We start from the raw sequence: 18,126 nt of genomic DNA, 5'->3' as shown, positions 1-18,126 counted from the left end.
ACGGACGGTCACGCTCTGCTCCTCACGCGGTGTCCAGGAAGACGGGCCGGAACAGGTCCGGCCGCGCCGCCGCCTCGGCCGACGGGCCGTGGAAGGCGACCTGGCCCCGGTTCATGACGTAGGCCTCGTCGGAGTACGACAGCGCGAACGGGGCGTTCTGCTCGACCACGAGGATGCCGACGCCCTGGTCGCGGATCTCCAGCAGCGCGTCGACCAGCCGGCCCGTCGCCGCGGGGCTCAGCCCGAGCGACAGCTCGTCGATCAGCAGGTAGCGCGGGCGCAGGCGCAGGCTGCGCGCCACCGCCAGCATCTGCTGCTCGCCGCCGCTCATCGTCCCGGCGCGCTGGCCGAGCTTCGGGCGCAGCTCCGGGAACAGCTCGAGGGGGTCGATCGCCCCCTCCTCCTCGGCGCCCGCCGAGAGCCGGAGGTTCTCCGCGACCGTCAGGCTCGCGAAGAGCGCCCGCCCGGACGGGACCAGCACGAGGCCGTGGCCGACGCGCTCGTGGGCGGGGCGCCGGGTGACGTCCACCCCGTCGATCGCAACGCTGCCCGCCGCGGGCGGCCGGAGCCCGGCGATCGCGTTGAGCACCGAGGACTTGCCGGCCCCGTTCGTCCCGACCAGGACCGTGAGGCTCGCCGGCCGCACGGCGATGTCCGCCCCGTGCACGGCGGTGAAGCGGCCGTACGTGATCCGCAGCCCCTTGGCGTCCAGGCCCGCCGGCCCGCTGCCCACCGGCTCGGCACGGACCGGCTCGACACGGGCAGCTGCCGGCACCGCGGTCACGGTCGCCGCCGTGACGGTGGGCGGGTGCAGCAGGTCCGACCAGCCCTCGTCGCCCTTGCGCAGGTCCTCGGTGACCTTCCCACCCGCCATGACGATCACGCGGTCCGCACAGCTCGCGACCAGCAGCGCGTCGTGCTCGACGATCAGGAACCCGACGTCGGGCAGGGCGTCCGAGGCCGCCCGCAGCCGCGCCGCGAGCCGGTCCGTCTCGGCCCTGGCCAGCCCGGCCGCGGGCTCGTCGAGCAGCACCCAGGACGGCGTGGCCACCGTGACCGCGGCCAGCTGCACGACCTTGATCATCCCGAGCGACAGGTCCCGCAGCGGGGTCTCCAGCCACTCCGTGAGGCCGTAGTCCGCGGCGGCGGAGGCGATCAGGGCGTCGATCTCGGCGTCGCGCCGGCGCGCGGCCGGCAGCCCCAGCACGGACACCACCGGATGCACCCGGTGGGTGCGGTAGGCGCTGAGCCGCAACGTCTCCCGCACGCTGAGCTCCGCGAACAGCGTCGCGTCCTGGAAGCCCCGGAACAGGCCCCGCCTCCCCCGCCGCCATGCGGAGAGCCTGCTGATGTCGCCGCCGTCCATCGACACCGTGCCGCGGCTCGGCTCGATGATCCCGGAGAGCAGGTCGAGCAACGAGGTCTTGCCCGCGCCGTTGGCGCCGACGACGGCGGTGATCTCGCCGGGCCGGAAGGTGAGGCTGACGTCCGAGACCGCGGTGATCCCGGAGTAGGTCTTGGTGAGGCCCTCGGCCTGCAGCGTGCTCACGCCACGAGCTCCTTTCCCATCCCGCCCGGCGAACCGGGCCACCATCGCCGGCGTGCCCGGCGCAGGCCGGTCCCCACGTACGGCACGATCCCGGCCGGGGCGAACCACACGACGACCATCAGCACCACGCCGATCGCCGCGTCCGAGTAGGCCGAAGCCGGCGCGACCTGCTGGTACACGGTGAAGACGACGGCGCCGACCACCGCGCCGAGCGACCGCCCGCGCCCACCGATCACCACCATCGCGAGCATGAGGACGGCCAGCTCGAAGCCGAACACCGTCGGGGCGAGGTAGCCGGAGACGAGGGCGAAGAGGAAGCCCGCCACCCCGGCGTACACCCCGGCGAGCCCGAACGCCGCGAGCCGGGCGCCGACCGGGCTGACCGCGACGGATCCGGCGGCGCTCGGGTTGAGTCCGACGCCGCGCCAGGCGAGCCCGGTCATCGAGCGGCGCAGCCGGGCGTGCAGGAGGACCCCGAGGATCGCCACGACGACGCAGAGCATCGCGGTCGTCGTCGTGTCCAGCGGGATGCCGACGACCGAGTCCGCGATCACGGGTCGGCCCACCCCGCCGCCCAGCGCCGGCACGCTCGTGAACACCAGCTCGACGGCCAGCGCCACGATCAGCGTGTACGTGGCCAGCGCGAACCCCTTCACCCGCACCGCCGCCAGCCCCAGGACCAGGCCCGTCACCAGGCCGGCCACGGCCGCGACGAGCCCGGCGACCAGCACGCCCGCCTCCAGGAAGGGCACCCCGCAGTAGGCCCCGACGAGCATCGCCGCGCCCTGGCCCACCGACACCTCGCGCAGCCAGCCGACGACGAAGTCGAGCCCGGTCGCCGCCGTCGCGTACACGGCGGCGCCGGCGACGACCGTCGCGAGATAGGGCTGGCCGGCCGAGAGCAGGTACGCCAGGACCAGCACGACGACGATCGCGGCACCGCCCCAGACCGCCCGGGGCGGTGTGGCCCTCCGCCGGCGCACCTCCGTGGCGGGATCGGTCCGGACGCTCATGAGGAGTACCTCGCGGACTTGGCCACCAGGATCCCCCGGGGCATCAGGAACAGCAGGACGACGAGGATCACCAGGCTGAGCACGTCGTTGCCGGCGAAGGTCAGGTACTGGCTCATGAGCTGGGAGCCGACCCCGTAGACCGCCGAGGCGAGCACGACGGCACCGAAGTGCTCGAACCCGCCGACGGCCGCGATCGCGAAGGCGGGGATGAGCACCGAGTCGATGCTCCCGGTGACGACGTAGTTGTTCTGGAAGAAGAGGAAGGTGGCGACGGCGGCCAGCGCGGTGCCGACGAACCAGGTCGCCAGCTGCAGCCGGGCCGTCGGGATCCCCATGACCTCGGCCGCGTCCCGGTTCTCGACGAGCGCCCGGATCCGCAGGCCCACCGTGGTGAAGCGGGCGACCGCGTACAGCCCGCCCGCGCAGACGACCGACACCCCGAGGACGAACAGGTAGCTGAACGGGATCAGCTCGCCGCCCAGCTGCCAGCCGTCGCCGCCGAACAGCGGCGGGATCTGGTAGGGCTCCCCGGGCCCCCAGACCCCGACCGTGATGGACCGGGTGGCCAGGAAGAGGCCGAAGCTGCTGATCAGCGGGACCAGATGGTCGCCGGTGCGGGCCATCCGGCCCGCGATGATCCCGAACAGCAGCCCGAGCACGCCCACGATCAGGATCCCGGCCACGATCGCGACGACCGGCCTGCCCCCGTCGAGCACGACCCACTGGATGTAGAAGAACACCCCGAGCGCGGCGATCTCGCCCTGGGCGAAGTTGACGAGGTGGGTGCCGCGGTGGACCACCACGATGCTGCACGCCATCAATGCGAAGATGCTGCCGACGCAGAGGCCGACGATCACCGTGGCCACGACGCCGTCCCTCCCCGCCCTGTTCCGCTCTCCATCGAACCTCCGCTCGCTCGCGCCTCGTTGCACTGTTCTGCCAAGCACTGTCAGGACGGACCGCCGCCGCGGTCTCAGGTCACGCCGGCCAGCCGGGCCGAGGCACCGCCGTCGACGACGAGGACCTGGCCGGTGATCCAGCGGGCCTCCGGTCCGGCGAGGAACCGCACCGCGTGGGCGGTGTCCCAGGCCGTCCCCTCCTCGCCCAGGAGCGTCGCGGCCACCCGCTGCCGGCGCGCCGCCCCCGCGTCGCGCGCGTCCCCGGTGTCGACGACGGGCGTCCACACCGACCCGGGACACACGGCGTTGACCCGGATCCCGGACGGGCCGAGCTCCCCGGCGAGCGCGACCGTCAGACCCTCGACGGCGGCCTTCGACGTGGCGTAGGCGAGCCGGCCGGTCACGCGGTGCGCGGCGAGGGAGGACAGGTTGACGATCGCGCCGCCCCGCGGCATCGCCGGGGCCAGGTGCTTCGCCATCACCATCGCGGCGGTGACGTTCGTCCGCAGGATCCGGTCCCACTCCCCCAGGTCCAGATCGGACAGTGCCGTAGGACCGCCCATCACGCCGACGTTGTTCACCAGCACCGCGACCTGGCCCTGTCCGGCGACGGCCCCGCACACGCGGGCGCAGTCGGCCTCGTCGGCGACGTCCGCCTCGTGGGCCCGGGCGGTGCCGCCCTCGGACTCGATCACGTCCACCGTCTCGCGGGCGGAGTCCACGTCCCGGTCGACGACGTGCACGCAGGCGCCCTCGCGGGCCAGCAGGACCGCGGTCGCCCGGCCGTTGCCCAGTCCTCCGTGGACGGAGCCGGCGCCGGTGACGACCGCGCGGAGGCCCCGCAGCCCGCCGCGGGCCTGCGTGCCGGTCATCCCGTCTCCACGAGGAACCGCGCAGGCTGCTGCAGCATCGTGGAGACCGCGAACTCCTCGGAACCCTCCACCAGCCGCAGGTCCGGCAGCCGCTCGGTGAGCTCCGCCAGCACGGCGTCGGCCTCCAGCCGGGCCAGGCCCGCGCCGAGGCAGAAGTGGATCCCGGTCGAGAACGCCACGTGGGGGTTCGGGGACCGCGTGATGTCGACCGCCCACGGATCCGCGAAGACCTCGGGATCCCGGTTGGCCGCACCCAGCCAGAGCGTGACCCGCTCCCCCGCCTCGACCCGCCCGCTCGGCAGCTCGACGTCGGAGAGGACCAGCCGCAGCGGTAGCGCCCCCACGCTCCCCGCCACCCGCAGACACTCCTCGATCGCCGTGCGCCGCAGGTCGGGCGTCGCGCAGAGGAGCTCCCACTGCTCGCGGGCCCGCAGGAGCTGCAGCACACCGCCGCCCAGCAGACCCGAGGTCGTCTCCATCCCCGCGACGAACAGCTGGCACGTCATGCCGAGCAGCTCGTCGTCGGTGAGCCGGTCGCCGGCATCGGTCGCCTCGATCAGGCCGGTCAGCAGGTCCGAACCGGGGTTGCGACGGCGGTCGGCGATCACCCCGCGGACGAGCTCCACGAACGCGTCGGCCGCCGCCTCCGCCGCGGCCGCCGCCTCCGGGGTCGGCTCGGCCGCGATCCCGGTGAGGATGTGCGGGATCAGCGGCACGACCCGGTCGCGCTGCTCGTCGGTGAGGGCGAGGATCTCGGCGAACACCCCGACGGGGAGCGGGTGCGCGACGTCGGCCACGAAGTCGAACCGCGCGGCGCCCTCGACCGATGCGACCAGCTCGGCGACGACCTTGCGGACCTGGTCATGGACCGCGCGCAGCCCCTTCGGCGTGAACGCCTGCTGGGCCAGTACCCGCAGCCGGCGATGGTCGGGCGGGTTGGTCAGGGAGAGGAACCTGCGGGTCAGCCGGTCCATGCTCGAGTCGGGGGCCGCACCCGGCGGGGCCTCGCGGACCGCCTCGTTGCTCCTGCTCAGCGCGACCACGTCGGCGTGGCCGCTGACGATCGTGAAGCCCAGCGGGCTGCGGTGCAGCCGCTCCTCGGCGTGCAGCCGCCGGATCAGCGGCGCGGCCTCGCTCCACCGCGGAGCCGAGTAGAAGTGCTCGACGGACGCGGTCAGTGTGGCTACCGGCTCTGGCATCGCTCACCCTCGTGGTCGGTCGACAGGAGCCAGCGGAACGTACACCACTGGTACAGCTCGCGGCGAGTGACATCACAAGGCAGCTGCCTCAGGCTCGTGCCACATCGTGAGACTCACCAGCTTGAGCAGCGCAGATGGACACTTGACAGGGCGGGCCGCCACCGAGACCATATCCAGCCACAGTGCAATTCATGTACTGGTGACGCCAAGGGCGGCCCACGGAGCTGCGGCCGCCCTGCGCACCGCAGCCCCAGGGAGACTCCGATGAGCGCCGCCCGACCACGTGTCCTCCGACGGTGGCTGACCACCGCCGCCGCCTCCTCCGTCCTCCTCGTCGCCGCCGCCTGCGGGGGCGGTGGCGCCTCGACCGCCACCCAGACCGTCAAGATCGGCTCGGTGGTACCGCTGACCGGGGCGGCGGCCGCCGTCGCCGGGCAGTACCTCGCGGGCACCGAAGCGGCGATCAACGCCGCCAACGACGCCGGCGGCGTCAACGGGCGCACGATCGAGCTGGTGAAGGTCGACGACGGCTTCGACATCTCCCGCACGATCACCGGCATCCGGCAGCTCGCGACGAAGGACCAGGTCGCGGCGATCATCGGCCCGTACGGCACGAACGCCGCCGCCGCCGTCCGCCCCGTGGCCGAGCAGCTCAAGGTGCCGCTGGTCGGCCCGCTCGCCTACGTCAAGTCCTTCTACGACCCGGTCTCCGCGGACACCTACGCGCTCTGGCCCTCCCACGACACGATGTTCCGCGCCGTCACCGACTACGCCCTGACCAGGGGCGGGGTGAGCAAGCTGGCCGTCGTCGCCACGGTCGGGGACGTCGGCGACGGCGCGGTCGCCGGCGCGACGGCGGCCCTGGGCGCGAAGGGGCTCCAGCCCACCGTCGTGGTCCGGGTCCCCAACGGCGCACCGGACTACTCGGGCGCCATGAACCAGGCCAAGGGCTCGGGGGCCGACGGGCTGGTCGTGCTCGGCGACAACCCGTCGATGGCGAAGATGCTGTCCGACGCGCGCCGCGTCGGCCTTCAGGTGCCGTTCTTCGGCGGCGTCTCGGCGGCCGACTCCGGCTTCGCGAAGCTCGCCGGCACCACCGCCGACGGCATCATCGGCGTGAGCACCGTGGACCTGAGCGGCAAGGCCGCCGGCTGGTCGGACTACATCGCCGCCGTGGCGAAGTACACGAAGGCCGACCCGGGCAGCAGCTACGTCGCCTCCGGCTACGCCGCCGCCCAGACCGTGATCGGCGCGATCGCGCAGGTCAAGGGCACGGTCGACGCGGCGTCGCTCACCGCAGCGCTGCAGCAGACGAAGGTCGACACCATCGCCGGTCCGGTGGCCTTCTCCAAGGACTCGCACCTGGGCCGCAGCGACGTGTACCTGACCAAGATCGTCAACGGTCAGGTCACGCTCACCGGGGACACGGTGAACACGTCCACGACCTGACCGACGGCACCTGACCCGCCGCCGCCCCGGACCCTGTCCGGGGCGGCGGCGGGGTGCGGGACCCACGCTCCCGCGCGGACGGGCGCGGCGCGTCCGACCCCGCCCCCGCTGTTCACCTCCCCGGCGGTCGCCGTTCGCGACCGCGACGCCGGGCCGGGTCACGCTCTGCGGACACCCGAGCCGGAGGCGAGGCCGATGCGGACGTGCACGACGGCGGTCACCGCCGGGCTCCCGGCGTGAGCGGGCGGCCGCCCGCCGCCTCGGTCCTCCTGCTCCGGGACGGCCGCGCCGAGCCGCGGGAGCTCGACGAGGTGCCCGCCCTCCTCGCCGCGGGCACCGGGGTCGTCTGGGTCGACGTCGCGCGCCCGGACGACGACGTCCTGGACCTGCTCCGCGCCACCTTCCGCTTCCATCCGCTCGCCCTGTCCGACAGCGCGCGGCGCAACCCCATGCCGAAGTTGCACAGCTACCCCGATCACGCCTTCCTCGTCCTGCACGCCCCCGAGCGCGGGCTCGGCGGCCACATGCACTCCCTGGAGCTGGACCAGTTCATCGGGCCCGGGTACCTCGTCACCGTGCACGGTCCGCTCAATCCCGCCCTCGACCCGCGGATCGCGCTCACCGAGACCGACGCCGTGCGCGCCCGCCTCGACGCCGGGCGGCTGCGGCCGGGCAGCGGGCACGAGCTGGCGGCCGCGATCGCCGCCGCGGTGGTCCGCCGGTTGCAACGGCACCTGGAGGAGCTCACCGCCGAGGTGTGGGAGCTGGAGCGGACCGTGACCTCCGGGCACTTCGGCGACGCCGAGCAGTTCCTCGAGGAGATGTTCCGGGTGCGGCACGGCCTGCTCAGCGTGGCCACCATGGCCACCCTCGACCACCAGGTGTACGAGCGCCTCACCCAGCTCGCCGACGTCGCCGACGACCGCGGCCGGGAGCTCGCCCTCGACGTGGTCGACAGGTTCGCCCGGATCGCCACCATGGCCGAGAGCCAGCGCGCCTACATCCAGGGCGTGATCGAGTTCTACCAGACCCGCACGAACACCAAGATGACCATCGCGGCCGAGCGGCTCGCCGTGATCGCCGGTGTCACGCTGCCCGTCACGGCGCTGTCCTCGGTGCTCGGGATGAACGTCATCGTGAGCGACGAGACGCACTGGCCCCTGCTGATCCTGCTGCTCGCGGTCATGGCCGCGATGTCCGTGGCGATGCTCGTGTGGGCCCGCCGCAAGGGCTGGTGGTGAACCGCCCGACCTCTTCCGCGGGCGTTCATCCTCTGTGCACTCCTCTCTGCACATCGCCCTGCCAGGCTCGCGGCGTGACCGATCTGGTGCAGACGCCCGGTGCCCCCTCCCCCGAGCCGTACGGGCACAGCCGTACCGGCCTGGACCCCGACTCGCTGCGCCGCGGGATCGTGGACCACCTGCGCTACTCGATCGGCCGCCCGGCCGCCGCGCTGCGGCCCGAGCACTACTACCGGGCGCTCGCGCTCGCGGTCCGCGACCGCATGCAGGACAACCGCGCCGCGTCCACGCAGACCTCGCTGGACCTCGGCCGCAAGATCACCTGCTACCTGTCGGCCGAGTTCCTGATGGGCCCGCAGCTCGGCGCGAACCTGCTGAACCTCGGCATCGAGGGACCGGCCCGCGAGGCGCTGGCCGAGCTCGGCCAGGACATCGGCGAGGTCCTGGCCTGCGAGCCGGAGCCCGGGCTGGGCAACGGCGGGCTCGGCCGGCTCGCCGCCTGCTACCTGGACTCGCTGGCGACCCTGGAGCGCCCGGCCATCGGCTACGGCATCCGCTACGAGTTCGGCATCTTCGACCAGGAGATCCGCGACGGCTGGCAGGTCGAGAAGACCGACAACTGGCTGGCCCAGGGCAACCCGTGGGAGATCGCCAAGCCGGACGTGAGCTACCTCGTCCGCTGGGGCGGGTTCACCGAGCACACCGCGGACGGTGTCCGCTGGGTGCCCGGCCGGGTGCTCAAGGGGGTCGCGTACGACACCCCGATCCAGGGCTACGGCGTGCGCACCTGCAACGTGCTGACCCTCTGGAGCGCGCGGGCGGTCGAGTCCTTCGCGCTGGAGGCGTTCAACACCGGGGACTACTACAAGGCCGTCGAGGACGAGGTGACGTCCGAGACCGTCACCAAGATCCTCTACCCCAACGACGAGCCCGACGCCGGCAAGCGGCTGCGCCTGCTCCAGCAGTACTTCTTCGTGTCCTGCTCGCTGCAGCACGTCCTGCACATCCTCGACGACCTCGAGGGCGCGTCGCTGCGCGAGCTCCCGGAGCGGTTCGCGTTGCAGCTCAACGACACCCACCCGTCGATCGGGGTCGCCGAGCTCATGCGGCTGCTCGTCGACGAGCGCGGCCTCGGCTGGGACGAGGCCTGGGCCCTCACCGTCCGGACCTTCGGCTACACCAACCACACGCTGCTGCCCGAGGCGCTGGAGACCTGGCCGCTGGCGATGTTCGGCGAGTCGCTGCCGCGGCACCTCGAGATCGTCTACGAGATCAACCGCCGCTTCCTTGACGAGGTGGCCGCCCGGTTCCCCGGCGACGCGGAGCGGCTCCGCCGGATGTCGCTGATCGGCGAGGACGGGGACCGCAGCGTCCGCATGGCGCACCTGGCCACCGTCGGCAGCCACGCGGTCAACGGGGTGGCCGCGCTGCACTCGGAACTGTTGCGCCACAGCGTGCTCGCGGACTTCGCCGAGCTCTGGCCGGAGCGCTTCTCCAACAAGACCAACGGCGTGACCCCGCGGCGGTTCGTCGCGCTGGCGAACCCCGGCCTGCGCGGGCTGCTCGACCGCACGATCGGCGAGGGGTGGCTCACCGACCTCGACCGGCTGCGCGGCCTGGAGGCGTTCGCGGACGACCCCGCGTTCCAGCAGGAGTGGCAGGAGGTCAAGCGGGCCAACAAGATCCGGCTCGCCGACTACGTCCGGGAGACCACCGGCGTGGAGCTCGAGCCCGAGCGGCTCTTCGACGTGCAGGTCAAGCGGATCCACGAGTACAAGCGCCAGCACCTCAACGTCCTGCACATCCTCACCGCCTACCACCGGCTCAAGACCACCCCCGGGCTGGAGATCCCGCCCCGCGCGTTCGTGTTCGGCGGCAAGGCCGCGCCGGGCTACTTCCTGGCCAAGCGGATCATCAAGCTGATCACCGCCGTCGGCGACGTCGTCAACAACGATCCCGAGGTCAGCCCCTTCCTCAAGGTCGCCTTCGTGCCGAACTTCTCCGTGCGCAACGGCCAGCTCATCTACCCGGCGGCAGACCTGTCCGAGCAGATCTCGACGGCGGGCAAGGAGGCGTCGGGCACCGGCAACATGAAGTTCATGATCAACGGTGCGCTGACCATCGGTACCCTCGACGGCGCGAACGTCGAGATCCGCGAGGAGGCCGGGCCCGAGAACTTCTTCCTCTTCGGCCTGACGGTCCCCGAGGTCGAGGAGCTCCGGCGGACCGGCTACCGCCCGGCCGACCACGTCACGGGGGAGCTGGCCGCGGTCCTCGACCTGCTGACCGACGGCACCTTCGGGGATCCCGAGGTGTTCCGGCCGCTCGTCGACAACCTGCGCCACTCCGATCCCTTCCTCGTGCTGGCGGACTACGCGTCGTTCGTCGAGTGCCAGGACCGTGTGGACGCCGCGTGGCGCGACCGCGCGGGCTGGACGCGGATGTCGATCCTCAACGCCGCCCGGAGCGGGAAGTTCTCGTCCGACCGGGCCGTCGCCGAGTACTGCGACGACATCTGGAACGTCGGGCCGGTCACGGTGGCCGGCCGGCCGTGAGCACGACCGGCTCCGGGCCGCGTACGACGAGGTCGTCACGGGTCGGACCGTCCGGCGCGGCCTCCCACCCGCGCTGACCGACACCGCCCGCCGCCCGCACCGCGGCGAGAGGGCCGCCGGGTCCGGGTGAGGCCGTGACCGGGGCGGTCAGCGGGGCGCGCCCGCACGGGCGCGCTCCCGGGCTCGGGGCGCGGGGCGCTCGGGGATGCGGACCGAGACCGTCGTCCCCCGGCCGGGTGCGGAGTCGACGCGGATCGTGCCCCCGCCGTCCTCGACGAACTGCCGGACCAGCGGGAGCCCGACGTGACCGGGGCGGCGGGGCGCCGACGGATCGAAGCCGATGCCGTCGTCGCTCACGAGGAGCTCGACGACGGCGTCCCCCGCTCCGGTGAGGGCCACCCGGACGACGTCGGCATCGGCGTGGCGGAAGGCGTTGCGCAGCAGCTCGCCGGCGACCCGACGCACGAGGAGGGCGGTCCCCTCGGACAGGGCCGGGGAGTCCGGGACGTCGATCTCCACCACCGGACCGTCCGGCCCGGAGGCCCGGCGCAGGTGGTCGCCCAGCCCTCGCAGCGTGTCCCCGATCGGCTCGGCCGGGGAGCCGACCAGCTCGTCGAGCAACGCGCGCAGCCGCGCGACGTCCTCGGCCACCACACCCTGGGCCCTGCCGACGAGCTCCCACGGCGGGTCACCGGCCGGAGCCCCGGCACTGACGGCCTGCAGCAGCAGGCTCGCACCGGCGAGATCGGGAATCACCCCGTCGTGCAGGCGCTGGGCGAGGTCGCGGCGGGCCAGCTCGGCCGCGGCCAGCCCGTAGTCCCGCGCCGCACGCTGCTCCGCCCGGTCGCGTTCCATCCGGCGGGCGAGCGCGATCGACAGCGGGACCGTGGCCAGGGCGAGCAGCAGCAGCCCGGCGAGGATCAGCGGCACGAGGACCGCGACCGCGGCGCGGGTCGTCTCGCCGACCTGGACCGGGACGTACACCTCGAGCCGGGTGTCGTGGCCACCCGCGTCCCGGAAGCCGAAGTACACCTCGAACCGCTCCCCGGGCAGGCTCCGCTCGAAGTCGTGCTCCGGATCGTCCGGCACCTCCTGGACCACGACGTCACCGCGGTCGAGCTGCGCCACGAGCTGGGGCCGCAACGTGCCCGAGCGTCCCTCGATGCGGCGCTCGTCGGAGAACACGACGCGGGCCGTGCCGCCCGCGACGGTGAACACCTTGACCCGCTCGATCATCCCGGAGCCGAGGAATGGGGCCAGGTCGGCCAGCAGTGCGTCCCGCGCGACCCCGCCGGGGCTCCCGAAGTCCCGCTGCGCCATCGGCATCAGCAGCGCCGACGCGATCTGCCGGGCGACCCGCTCCGCCGAGCGCCGCGCGTCCCCCTCCGCATAGCGCCAGACGCCGGCCGCGGTGATCCCGGACAGCACGACGGCGACCAGTGCGGTGAGCAGCAGGTGCCGGACGAGCGTGCGGCGCACCAGCGGGCCGGGCATCAGTACCGCGCGCCCAGCGTGATCAGGCCCCGGCGCTCGGCGGAGACGACGGCGTCGAGCTGGGTGTGGACACCGAGCTTGGCCATCAGGGCCTTGATGTGGTCCCGAGCGGTGTGGACCGAGATCCCGAGCGCCGCCGCGATCCGGGTGGCGTCCCGGCCCTGGCCCAGCTCGCGCAGCACGTCGAGCTCGCGGTGGGTGAGCTCGACACCGCCGGGGCGGGCCCCGGCCTCGACGACCGGGTTCGCGGCGTCGGCGTGGCGCACCGCGTCGAGGATCCGGGTCAGCGGGGCGTCCTTGCCGAGGAAGGCGACCGCGCCCGCGCCGAGCGCCCGTTCCGCGAGGTCCGGGCGGGGATGGGCGGTGAGGACGACGATCCGGGCTGCCGGGCGCAGCGCGCGCAGCAGCGGGATCAGGTCGAGCCCGCCGCCGTCGGGGAGCTGGAGGTCGATCACCGCGACCGCGAAGTCCACGGCCGCCGCCCGGGCCAGGCCCTCGCGGGCGCTGTGGGCCACCGCGACACAGGCCAGGTCGGGCTGCATACCGAGGCTCATCGCGAGCAGGTCGGTGAACACCCGGTGGTCGTCGAGCAGCAGCACCGGCAGGCGGGCCGCGTCGGTCGGGGGCGTCACCCCCCCCATTCTAGGGAGGCCACCCTCAGTTGTTGAAGCCTAACCTTCCTTCGAGCCGCCGTGGGGTCGTCGACGCCCCGGTGCGGAACCCCTGTGAACAGTGAGAAGGAGCCCCTCGTGCGCCCCGCCCGACGTCACCTGCTCACCGCCGCGGTCGCCGCGGCGGTGCTGTCCCTCGCCGCCTGCGGCAGCGGCGCGACCCCCGCCGCCGCCCCGTCGAGCACCCCGGCGGGCACCCGGGCCGCCGACACCACGCTGGTGCTCTACAACGCCCAGCACGAGGAGGTCGGCAAGGCCTGGGCGGACGCGTTCACCGCCAAGACCGGCGTGAAGGTCGACATCCGCAAGGGCAGCGACTTCGACCTCGCGAACCAGATCATCGCCGAGGGCGCGGCGTCCCCGGCCGACGTGTTCATCACGGAGAACTCCCCCGCGATGTCGCTGGTGTCGAGCAGGGGCCTGTTCGCCCCGGTCGACGCGGCGACCAAGGCACAGGTCCCGGCCCAGTACTCGTCGAGCAAGGGGGACTGGGTGGGCGTCGCGGCCCGCTCGACCGTGTTCGTCTACAACTCCGCCACCCTGACCGAGGCCCAGCTGCCGAAGTCCATCATGGACCTGGCGAAGCCGGAGTGGAAGGACCGCTTCGGGATCTCACCGAGCGGGGCGGACTTCCAGGCCATCGTCAGCGCCGTCTACCTCACTCAGGGCGACGCGGCCGGCGCGGCCTGGCTCCAGGGGATCAAGGCCAACGCCAAGATCTACCGCGGCAACAGCACGATCATGAAGGCCGCCAACGCCGGCGAGGTCCCGGGCGGGGTCATCTACCACTACTACTGGTACGGCGACCAGGCCGACGGCGGCGCCAACAGCAAGGCCACCAAGCTGGAGTTCTTCGGCAACCAGGACCCGGGCGCCTTCCTCAGCGTCTCCGGCGGCGGGGTGCTCGCGTCGAGCAAGCACGGGGCACAGGCGCAGCAGTTCCTGGCGTTCATGACCGGCGCCGAGGGACAGAAGATCCTCTCCGACGGCAAGGCGCTCGAGTACAGCGTGGGCGCGGGCGTCGCGCCGAACAAGGCGCTCAAGCCCCTCGCCGAGCTCCAGGCCCCGACCGTGGACATCAACGCGCTCAACGGCCCGAAGATCGTCGCGGAGATGCAGCGGGTCGGCCTGCTGTGACGCGTGCGGTGGCGGGTGCCGGGATTCGGCGCCCGCCGCTCCGGCACCCGCTCCGGCTCGCCGCCGCCCTCGCGGTCGCCGCCCTGACGCTGCTCCCCCTCGGCTATGTCGTGGCGGGAGTGGTCGCGGCGGGGCCCGAGGGCGTCGTCGCGCTCGTGTGGCGCCCGCGCGTGGGCGAGCTGCTGCGCAACACGGTGACGCTCGTGCTGCTGGGCACCACGGCGTGCGTGGTCCTCGGCACCGGAGCGGCCTGGCTGGTCGAGCGCACGTCGCTGCCCGGCCGCGCCCTCTGGACCGGGCTGATGGCGGCGCCGCTCGCGGTGCCCGCCTTCGTGAACAGCGTGGGCTGGTACGCGCTGTTCCCCGGTTTCGACGGCCTGGACGCCGCCGTCGCGGTGACCACGCTCTCGTACTTCCCGCTGGTCTACCTGCCGGTCGCGGCCGTCCTGCGCGGGATCGACCCGGCCTTCGAGGAGCTCGGCCGCTCGCTCGGACTGGGACCCTGGCGCGTCGTCGCCCGCGTGGTGCTCCCCCAGCTCCGGCCTGCCCTCCTCGGTGGGGCTCTGCTGGTGGGCCTGCACCTGCTCGCGGAGTTCGGCGCCCTGCAGTCGCTGCGCTTCGACACCTTCACCACGGCGATCTACGACCAGTTCCAGTCCACGTTCGACGGTGCCGGGGCGACCATGCTCGCGGGCGTCCTCGTGCTGCTCTGCCTGCTGCTCCTCGCGGGCGAGGCCGGGCTCGCGGGCCGGGCCCGGATCTCCCGGGTGGGGTCGGGCGTGGCCCGCCGCGCGGCACCGCACCGGCTCGGCGCCGCCACCCTCCCAGCGGTGATCGCCCTGTCGGCGCTGGCGGTCGCCGCGCTCGGTGTTCCCCTGGTGAGCCTGGCGTCGTGGCTGGTCACGAGCACGTCGACGGCGTTCCCGCTCGCGGAGCTGGCCGGCACGGCCGCCACCTCGCTCGGCCTGGGGGCCCTGGGCGCGCTCGCGACCTGTCTGCTCGCCCTCCCCGTGGCCTGGCTCGCCGTGCGCTGCCGGGGCCGGCTCGCGATCCTCGTGGAGCGCGCCACGTACATCGGCAACTCGCTGCCCGGGATCGTGGTCGCGCTGGCGTTGATCACCGTCGGCATCCGCGTGGTCCCGGCGCTCTACCAGAGCACGGCGATGCTCGTCGCGGCGTACGCCGTGCTGTTCATGCCGCGGGCGATGGTCAGCCTGCGGGCCGCCCTGGCGCAGATCCCGCCCGAGCTCGACGACGTCGGCCGGTCCCTGGGAGTCGGGCCCGCGGGGGTCCTGGCCCGGGTGTCGGTGCCGCTGATCGCCCGGGGGATCGGCGCCGGCGGGGCGCTGGTGTTCCTCGCCGTCGTCACCGAGCTGACGTCCACCCTGCTGCTGGCCCCGATCGGCACGGAGACCCTGGCCACGAGATTCTGGAGCGAGTCGTCCGAACTCCACTACGGCGCCGCGGCGCCCTCCGCACTGCTCATGATCGTGCTGTCCGCCCCGGCGGCCTGGCTGCTCACGCGGCGGGCGGCCCGGTGACCGGCCTGGACGTGCGCGGCCTGCGCCGCTCCTACGGCGATGTCCCTGTGCTGCAGGGCCTCGACCTGACGGTGCCCGCGGGCGCACTGACCGCCGTCGTCGGACCGTCCGGCTGCGGGAAGACCACGCTGCTGCGCCTGGTCGCCGGCTTCGACCGCCCCGGTGCCGGCACCGTGACGATCGACGGCAGGGCGGTCACCGGGCCCGGTGTGCTCGTCGCGCCCGAGCGTCGGCGGATCGGGTACGTCACGCAGGACGGCACCCTGTTCCCGCACCTCACCGTCGCCCGCAACATCACCTTCGGCCTGCCGCGGCGCGAGCGCCGGGCCCGGCACCGGGTCGCGGAGCTGCTCGAGCTGGTCGGGCTGGACCCCGCCCACGCCGACCGCAGGCCCGACGAGCTCTCCGGCGGCCAGCAGCAGCGGGTGGCGCTGGCCCGGGCGCTCGCCCCCCGACCGGCGCTGGTACTGCTCGACGAGCCCTTCTCCTCCCTCGACACCGAGCTGCGGGCGAGCACCCGCCGCGCGGTCGTCGACGCGCTGGCCGCCGCCGGCACGACCACCGTCCTGGTGACCCACGACCAGGCCGAGGCCCTCTCCCTGGCCGGACGGGTGGCCGTGATGCGCGACGGGATCGTGGTCCAGGAGGGACCGCCGGCCGAGCTGTACCGGCGGCCGGGCGACCGGGGCGTGGCCGCGTTCCTCGGCGAGATCGTGGAGCTGCCCGCCCGGCTCGTCGAGCCCGGCTCACGCAACGGCGCCACCGTGCTCGTCCGCCCGGAGCAGCTCACGCTGACGGCCGGTGGGGACGCCGGGATGATCGCCGAGGTCCTGGACGTCGCCTTCTACGGCCCCTATGCCGAGGTCCGCGCCCGCACGACGGAGGGGACCGTGGTCCGGGCCCGGTGCCCCGGGCACCTGGTCCCGGAACCCGGTGCGCGCGTGGGGATCTCCGTCACCGGGGCCGTGCTCTAGGGAGTGTCTGACGGATCGCCGTCGAGTCCGCGGCGTTCCAGGTGGGTGCCCCGCAAGGCGGCGACGGGCCCTCATACCGGGCGTATTCGGGCCTGTCGCCAACGCCGCGGGGTGCCCGCCTGGGCGTCGCGGGCCGGCGGGGGTCCGTCAGACACTCCCTCGGGGTGTCCGGTGGATCTGTGCCGGCCGGAGATCCACCAGACGCCCCCTGGGGTCTCAGCGGACGGCGAACCAGATCAGGCAGCCCACGCCGACGGCGATGCAGTAGATCCCGAAGGGGCGCAACGACCGGCGCTCGAAGTAGCGGGTGAGGAAGCGGACCGAGAGGTAGGCGCCGATCCCCGAGAGCAGGCTCCCGACCAGGATCTGCGGGCGGATGCCGTCCCCGAGCGGGCCGGCGAGGTCGCCCAGCTTGAGCATCCCGGCCGCGAGGATGACGGGGGTCGCGAGGAGGAACGAGAAGCGGGCGGCGTCCTCGCGGGACAGGCCCAGCCCCAGCCCCGCGGTCATCGCGCTGCCCGAGCGGCTGATCCCCGGGAGCAGGGCGGCGACCTGCGCGGTGCCGATCAGGACCGCGCGCCCGACCGGCAGCCGGGCGAGGCGGTGGTCCGCCTCGATCTCGCTCCCGGTCCCCGCCTCGGGAGCCGCGGTGCGGGCCCGCATCCGCTCCCCCACCAGCAGCACGATCCCGTTCAGGACCAGGAACGCCGCCGTCGGTACGGGCTTGCTGAACACCGTGCGGAACAGGTGCTCCAGCAGCAGCCCCGACACCCCGACCGGGATCGTCGCGAGCACCAGCAGCCACGCGAGCCGCTGGTCGGGGGTGCGGACCTCCCGCCGGACGACGCTCGTCACCAGTCCCCCGATGATCCGCACCCAGTCCCGGCGGAAGTAGATCAGCAGGGCGACGGCGGTGGCCACGTGCAGCCCGACGACGAACGCGAGGTACGGCGACTCCGGCGAGCTCACGTCCAGGTCCTGCGCCCAGGTCCCGCCGACCACCGCGGGCAGCAGCACGCTGTGCCCGAGGCTGGAGACGGGGAAGAGCTCGGCGACCCCTTGCAGCGCCCCGACGACCAGCGCCTCGGTCCAGCTCAGTGCACTCATCCGGCGTGACCGGCGAACCCGTGGTGGTCGCCCGGTCCTTCGACGATCCCGTGCATCGCCATCGCGATCACGCCCACGACGAGGAGCAGCGCCGCCAGGGCGAGCACCAGCCGTCGCCGCCCCGTCACGGCGGCGCCGCCGCGGCCCACGAGCGCGCGGGCGTCGGCGACGAGCTGGTGCCAGGCCAGCAGGAGGATCGCGGCCCAGCCGGCGCGGGCCGGGGCCTGGGCCGCAGGGAGGTCGGCGGTCAGCTCGGCGAGCTCGTGGACGTGGCGGGCCGCGTAGACCTTCGCGAGGCGCTCCTCGGCCTCGTCCATCGTCAGGCAGCCGGTGCCCGCCGCCTCGTGCAGGGTGGCGCTCGTGCGCTCCCGGTCGGCGTCGGAGCAGCGCACCGGGGTGTCGGTGGTCGTCTCGGTCGTGGTCAT

15 protein-coding genes and 1 pseudogene are annotated in these 18,126 nt (G+C 73.7%); 6 read left to right on the top strand and 10 right to left on the bottom strand.

Annotated elements, in window-relative coordinates:
- Positions 1–22 precede the first annotated feature (22 nt).
- From ABD324_RS37305 to ABD324_RS19215, 6 genes and pseudogenes are all read right to left on the bottom strand, one after another.
- Positions 23–874: an ABC transporter ATP-binding protein gene (locus ABD324_RS37305; protein ID WP_425565871.1), complete on the bottom strand. Its 852-nt coding sequence runs from the start codon at positions 872–874 to the stop codon at positions 23–25.
- 150 nt (positions 875–1,024) lie between these two features.
- Positions 1,025–1,483, bottom strand: a pseudogene (locus ABD324_RS37300) (ATP-binding cassette domain-containing protein); the annotation flags it as partial.
- Positions 1,484–1,545: 62 nt separating this feature from the next.
- A complete protein-coding gene (locus tag ABD324_RS19230) occupies positions 1,546–2,562 on the bottom strand; it encodes a branched-chain amino acid ABC transporter permease (protein WP_344418671.1) in 1,017 nt (338 codons plus the stop codon).
- Positions 2,559–3,428 carry a branched-chain amino acid ABC transporter permease gene (locus ABD324_RS19225; protein ID WP_344418668.1) on the bottom strand — a complete coding sequence of 290 codons (870 nt, stop codon included), beginning with the start codon at positions 3,426–3,428 and terminating at the stop codon, positions 2,559–2,561. Before ABD324_RS19225 ends, ABD324_RS19230 begins: the two co-directional genes overlap by 4 nt.
- 107 nt (positions 3,429–3,535) lie before the next feature.
- Positions 3,536–4,333 (bottom strand): SDR family NAD(P)-dependent oxidoreductase, encoded by a 798-nt coding sequence (locus ABD324_RS19220; protein ID WP_344418665.1) that lies wholly within the window; start codon positions 4,331–4,333, stop codon positions 3,536–3,538.
- Complete coding sequence (locus ABD324_RS19215; protein ID WP_344418662.1) at positions 4,330–5,532, bottom strand: cytochrome P450; 1,203 nt, start codon at positions 5,530–5,532, stop codon at positions 4,330–4,332. The genes ABD324_RS19220 and ABD324_RS19215 overlap by 4 nt, the downstream gene beginning before the upstream one ends.
- Positions 5,533–5,796: 264 nt before the next feature.
- On the opposite strand from ABD324_RS19215, the gene ABD324_RS19210 reads away from it, so the two are divergent.
- The 3 genes from ABD324_RS19210 to ABD324_RS19200 all read left to right on the top strand — a co-directional run bounded on the left by ABD324_RS19210 (position 5,797) and on the right by ABD324_RS19200 (position 10,777).
- Positions 5,797–6,981, top strand: a complete 1,185-nt coding sequence (locus ABD324_RS19210; protein ID WP_344418659.1) for an ABC transporter substrate-binding protein — start codon at positions 5,797–5,799, stop codon at positions 6,979–6,981.
- A gap of 236 nt (positions 6,982–7,217) precedes the next feature.
- Positions 7,218–8,222: a magnesium transporter CorA family protein gene (locus ABD324_RS19205; protein ID WP_344418657.1), complete on the top strand. Its 1,005-nt coding sequence runs from the start codon at positions 7,218–7,220 to the stop codon at positions 8,220–8,222.
- A gap of 74 nt (positions 8,223–8,296) precedes the next feature.
- Complete coding sequence (locus tag ABD324_RS19200; protein ID WP_344418654.1) at positions 8,297–10,777, top strand: glycogen/starch/alpha-glucan phosphorylase; 2,481 nt, start codon at positions 8,297–8,299, stop codon at positions 10,775–10,777.
- Between the two features lie 147 nt (positions 10,778–10,924).
- Here the strand turns inward: ABD324_RS19200 and ABD324_RS19195 are convergent, their stop codons facing one another.
- The gene (locus tag ABD324_RS19195) at positions 10,925–12,271 is read right to left on the bottom strand and encodes a sensor histidine kinase (RefSeq protein WP_344418651.1); all 1,347 of its coding nucleotides are present in this window, start codon (positions 12,269–12,271) and stop codon (positions 10,925–10,927) included.
- Positions 12,271–12,903, bottom strand: a complete 633-nt coding sequence (locus ABD324_RS19190; protein ID WP_344418648.1) for a response regulator — start codon at positions 12,901–12,903, stop codon at positions 12,271–12,273. The genes ABD324_RS19195 and ABD324_RS19190 overlap by 1 nt, the downstream gene beginning before the upstream one ends.
- Before the next feature lie 117 nt (positions 12,904–13,020).
- On the opposite strand from ABD324_RS19190, the gene ABD324_RS19185 reads away from it, so the two are divergent.
- From ABD324_RS19185 to ABD324_RS19175, 3 genes are read left to right on the top strand one after another with little or no spacing between them, the layout of a single operon-like run.
- Positions 13,021–14,079, top strand: a complete 1,059-nt coding sequence (locus ABD324_RS19185) for an iron ABC transporter substrate-binding protein (RefSeq protein ID WP_344418645.1) — start codon at positions 13,021–13,023, stop codon at positions 14,077–14,079.
- Positions 14,076–15,620, top strand: a complete 1,545-nt coding sequence (locus ABD324_RS19180; protein ID WP_344418642.1) for an ABC transporter permease — start codon at positions 14,076–14,078, stop codon at positions 15,618–15,620. Before ABD324_RS19185 ends, ABD324_RS19180 begins: the two co-directional genes overlap by 4 nt.
- Positions 15,617–16,594: an ABC transporter ATP-binding protein gene (locus tag ABD324_RS19175; RefSeq protein ID WP_344418639.1), complete on the top strand. Its 978-nt coding sequence runs from the start codon at positions 15,617–15,619 to the stop codon at positions 16,592–16,594. The genes ABD324_RS19180 and ABD324_RS19175 overlap by 4 nt, the downstream gene beginning before the upstream one ends.
- 216 nt (positions 16,595–16,810) lie before the next feature.
- On the opposite strand, the gene ABD324_RS19170 is transcribed toward ABD324_RS19175, so the two are convergent.
- Entirely contained in the window at positions 16,811–17,701 is an 891-nt protein-coding gene (locus ABD324_RS19170; protein WP_344418636.1) for an undecaprenyl-diphosphate phosphatase, read from the bottom strand.
- Positions 17,698–18,126 (bottom strand): DUF1707 SHOCT-like domain-containing protein, encoded by a 429-nt coding sequence (locus ABD324_RS19165; protein WP_344418633.1) that lies wholly within the window; start codon positions 18,124–18,126, stop codon positions 17,698–17,700. The genes ABD324_RS19170 and ABD324_RS19165 overlap by 4 nt, the downstream gene beginning before the upstream one ends.

This window comes from Pseudonocardia ailaonensis (assembly GCF_039531635.1).
GTDB classification, from domain to species: domain Bacteria; phylum Actinomycetota; class Actinomycetes; order Mycobacteriales; family Pseudonocardiaceae; genus Pseudonocardia; species Pseudonocardia ailaonensis.
The sequence above is the reverse complement of the archived record's forward strand: the minus strand, read 5'-3'. Positions and strand labels throughout refer to the sequence as shown.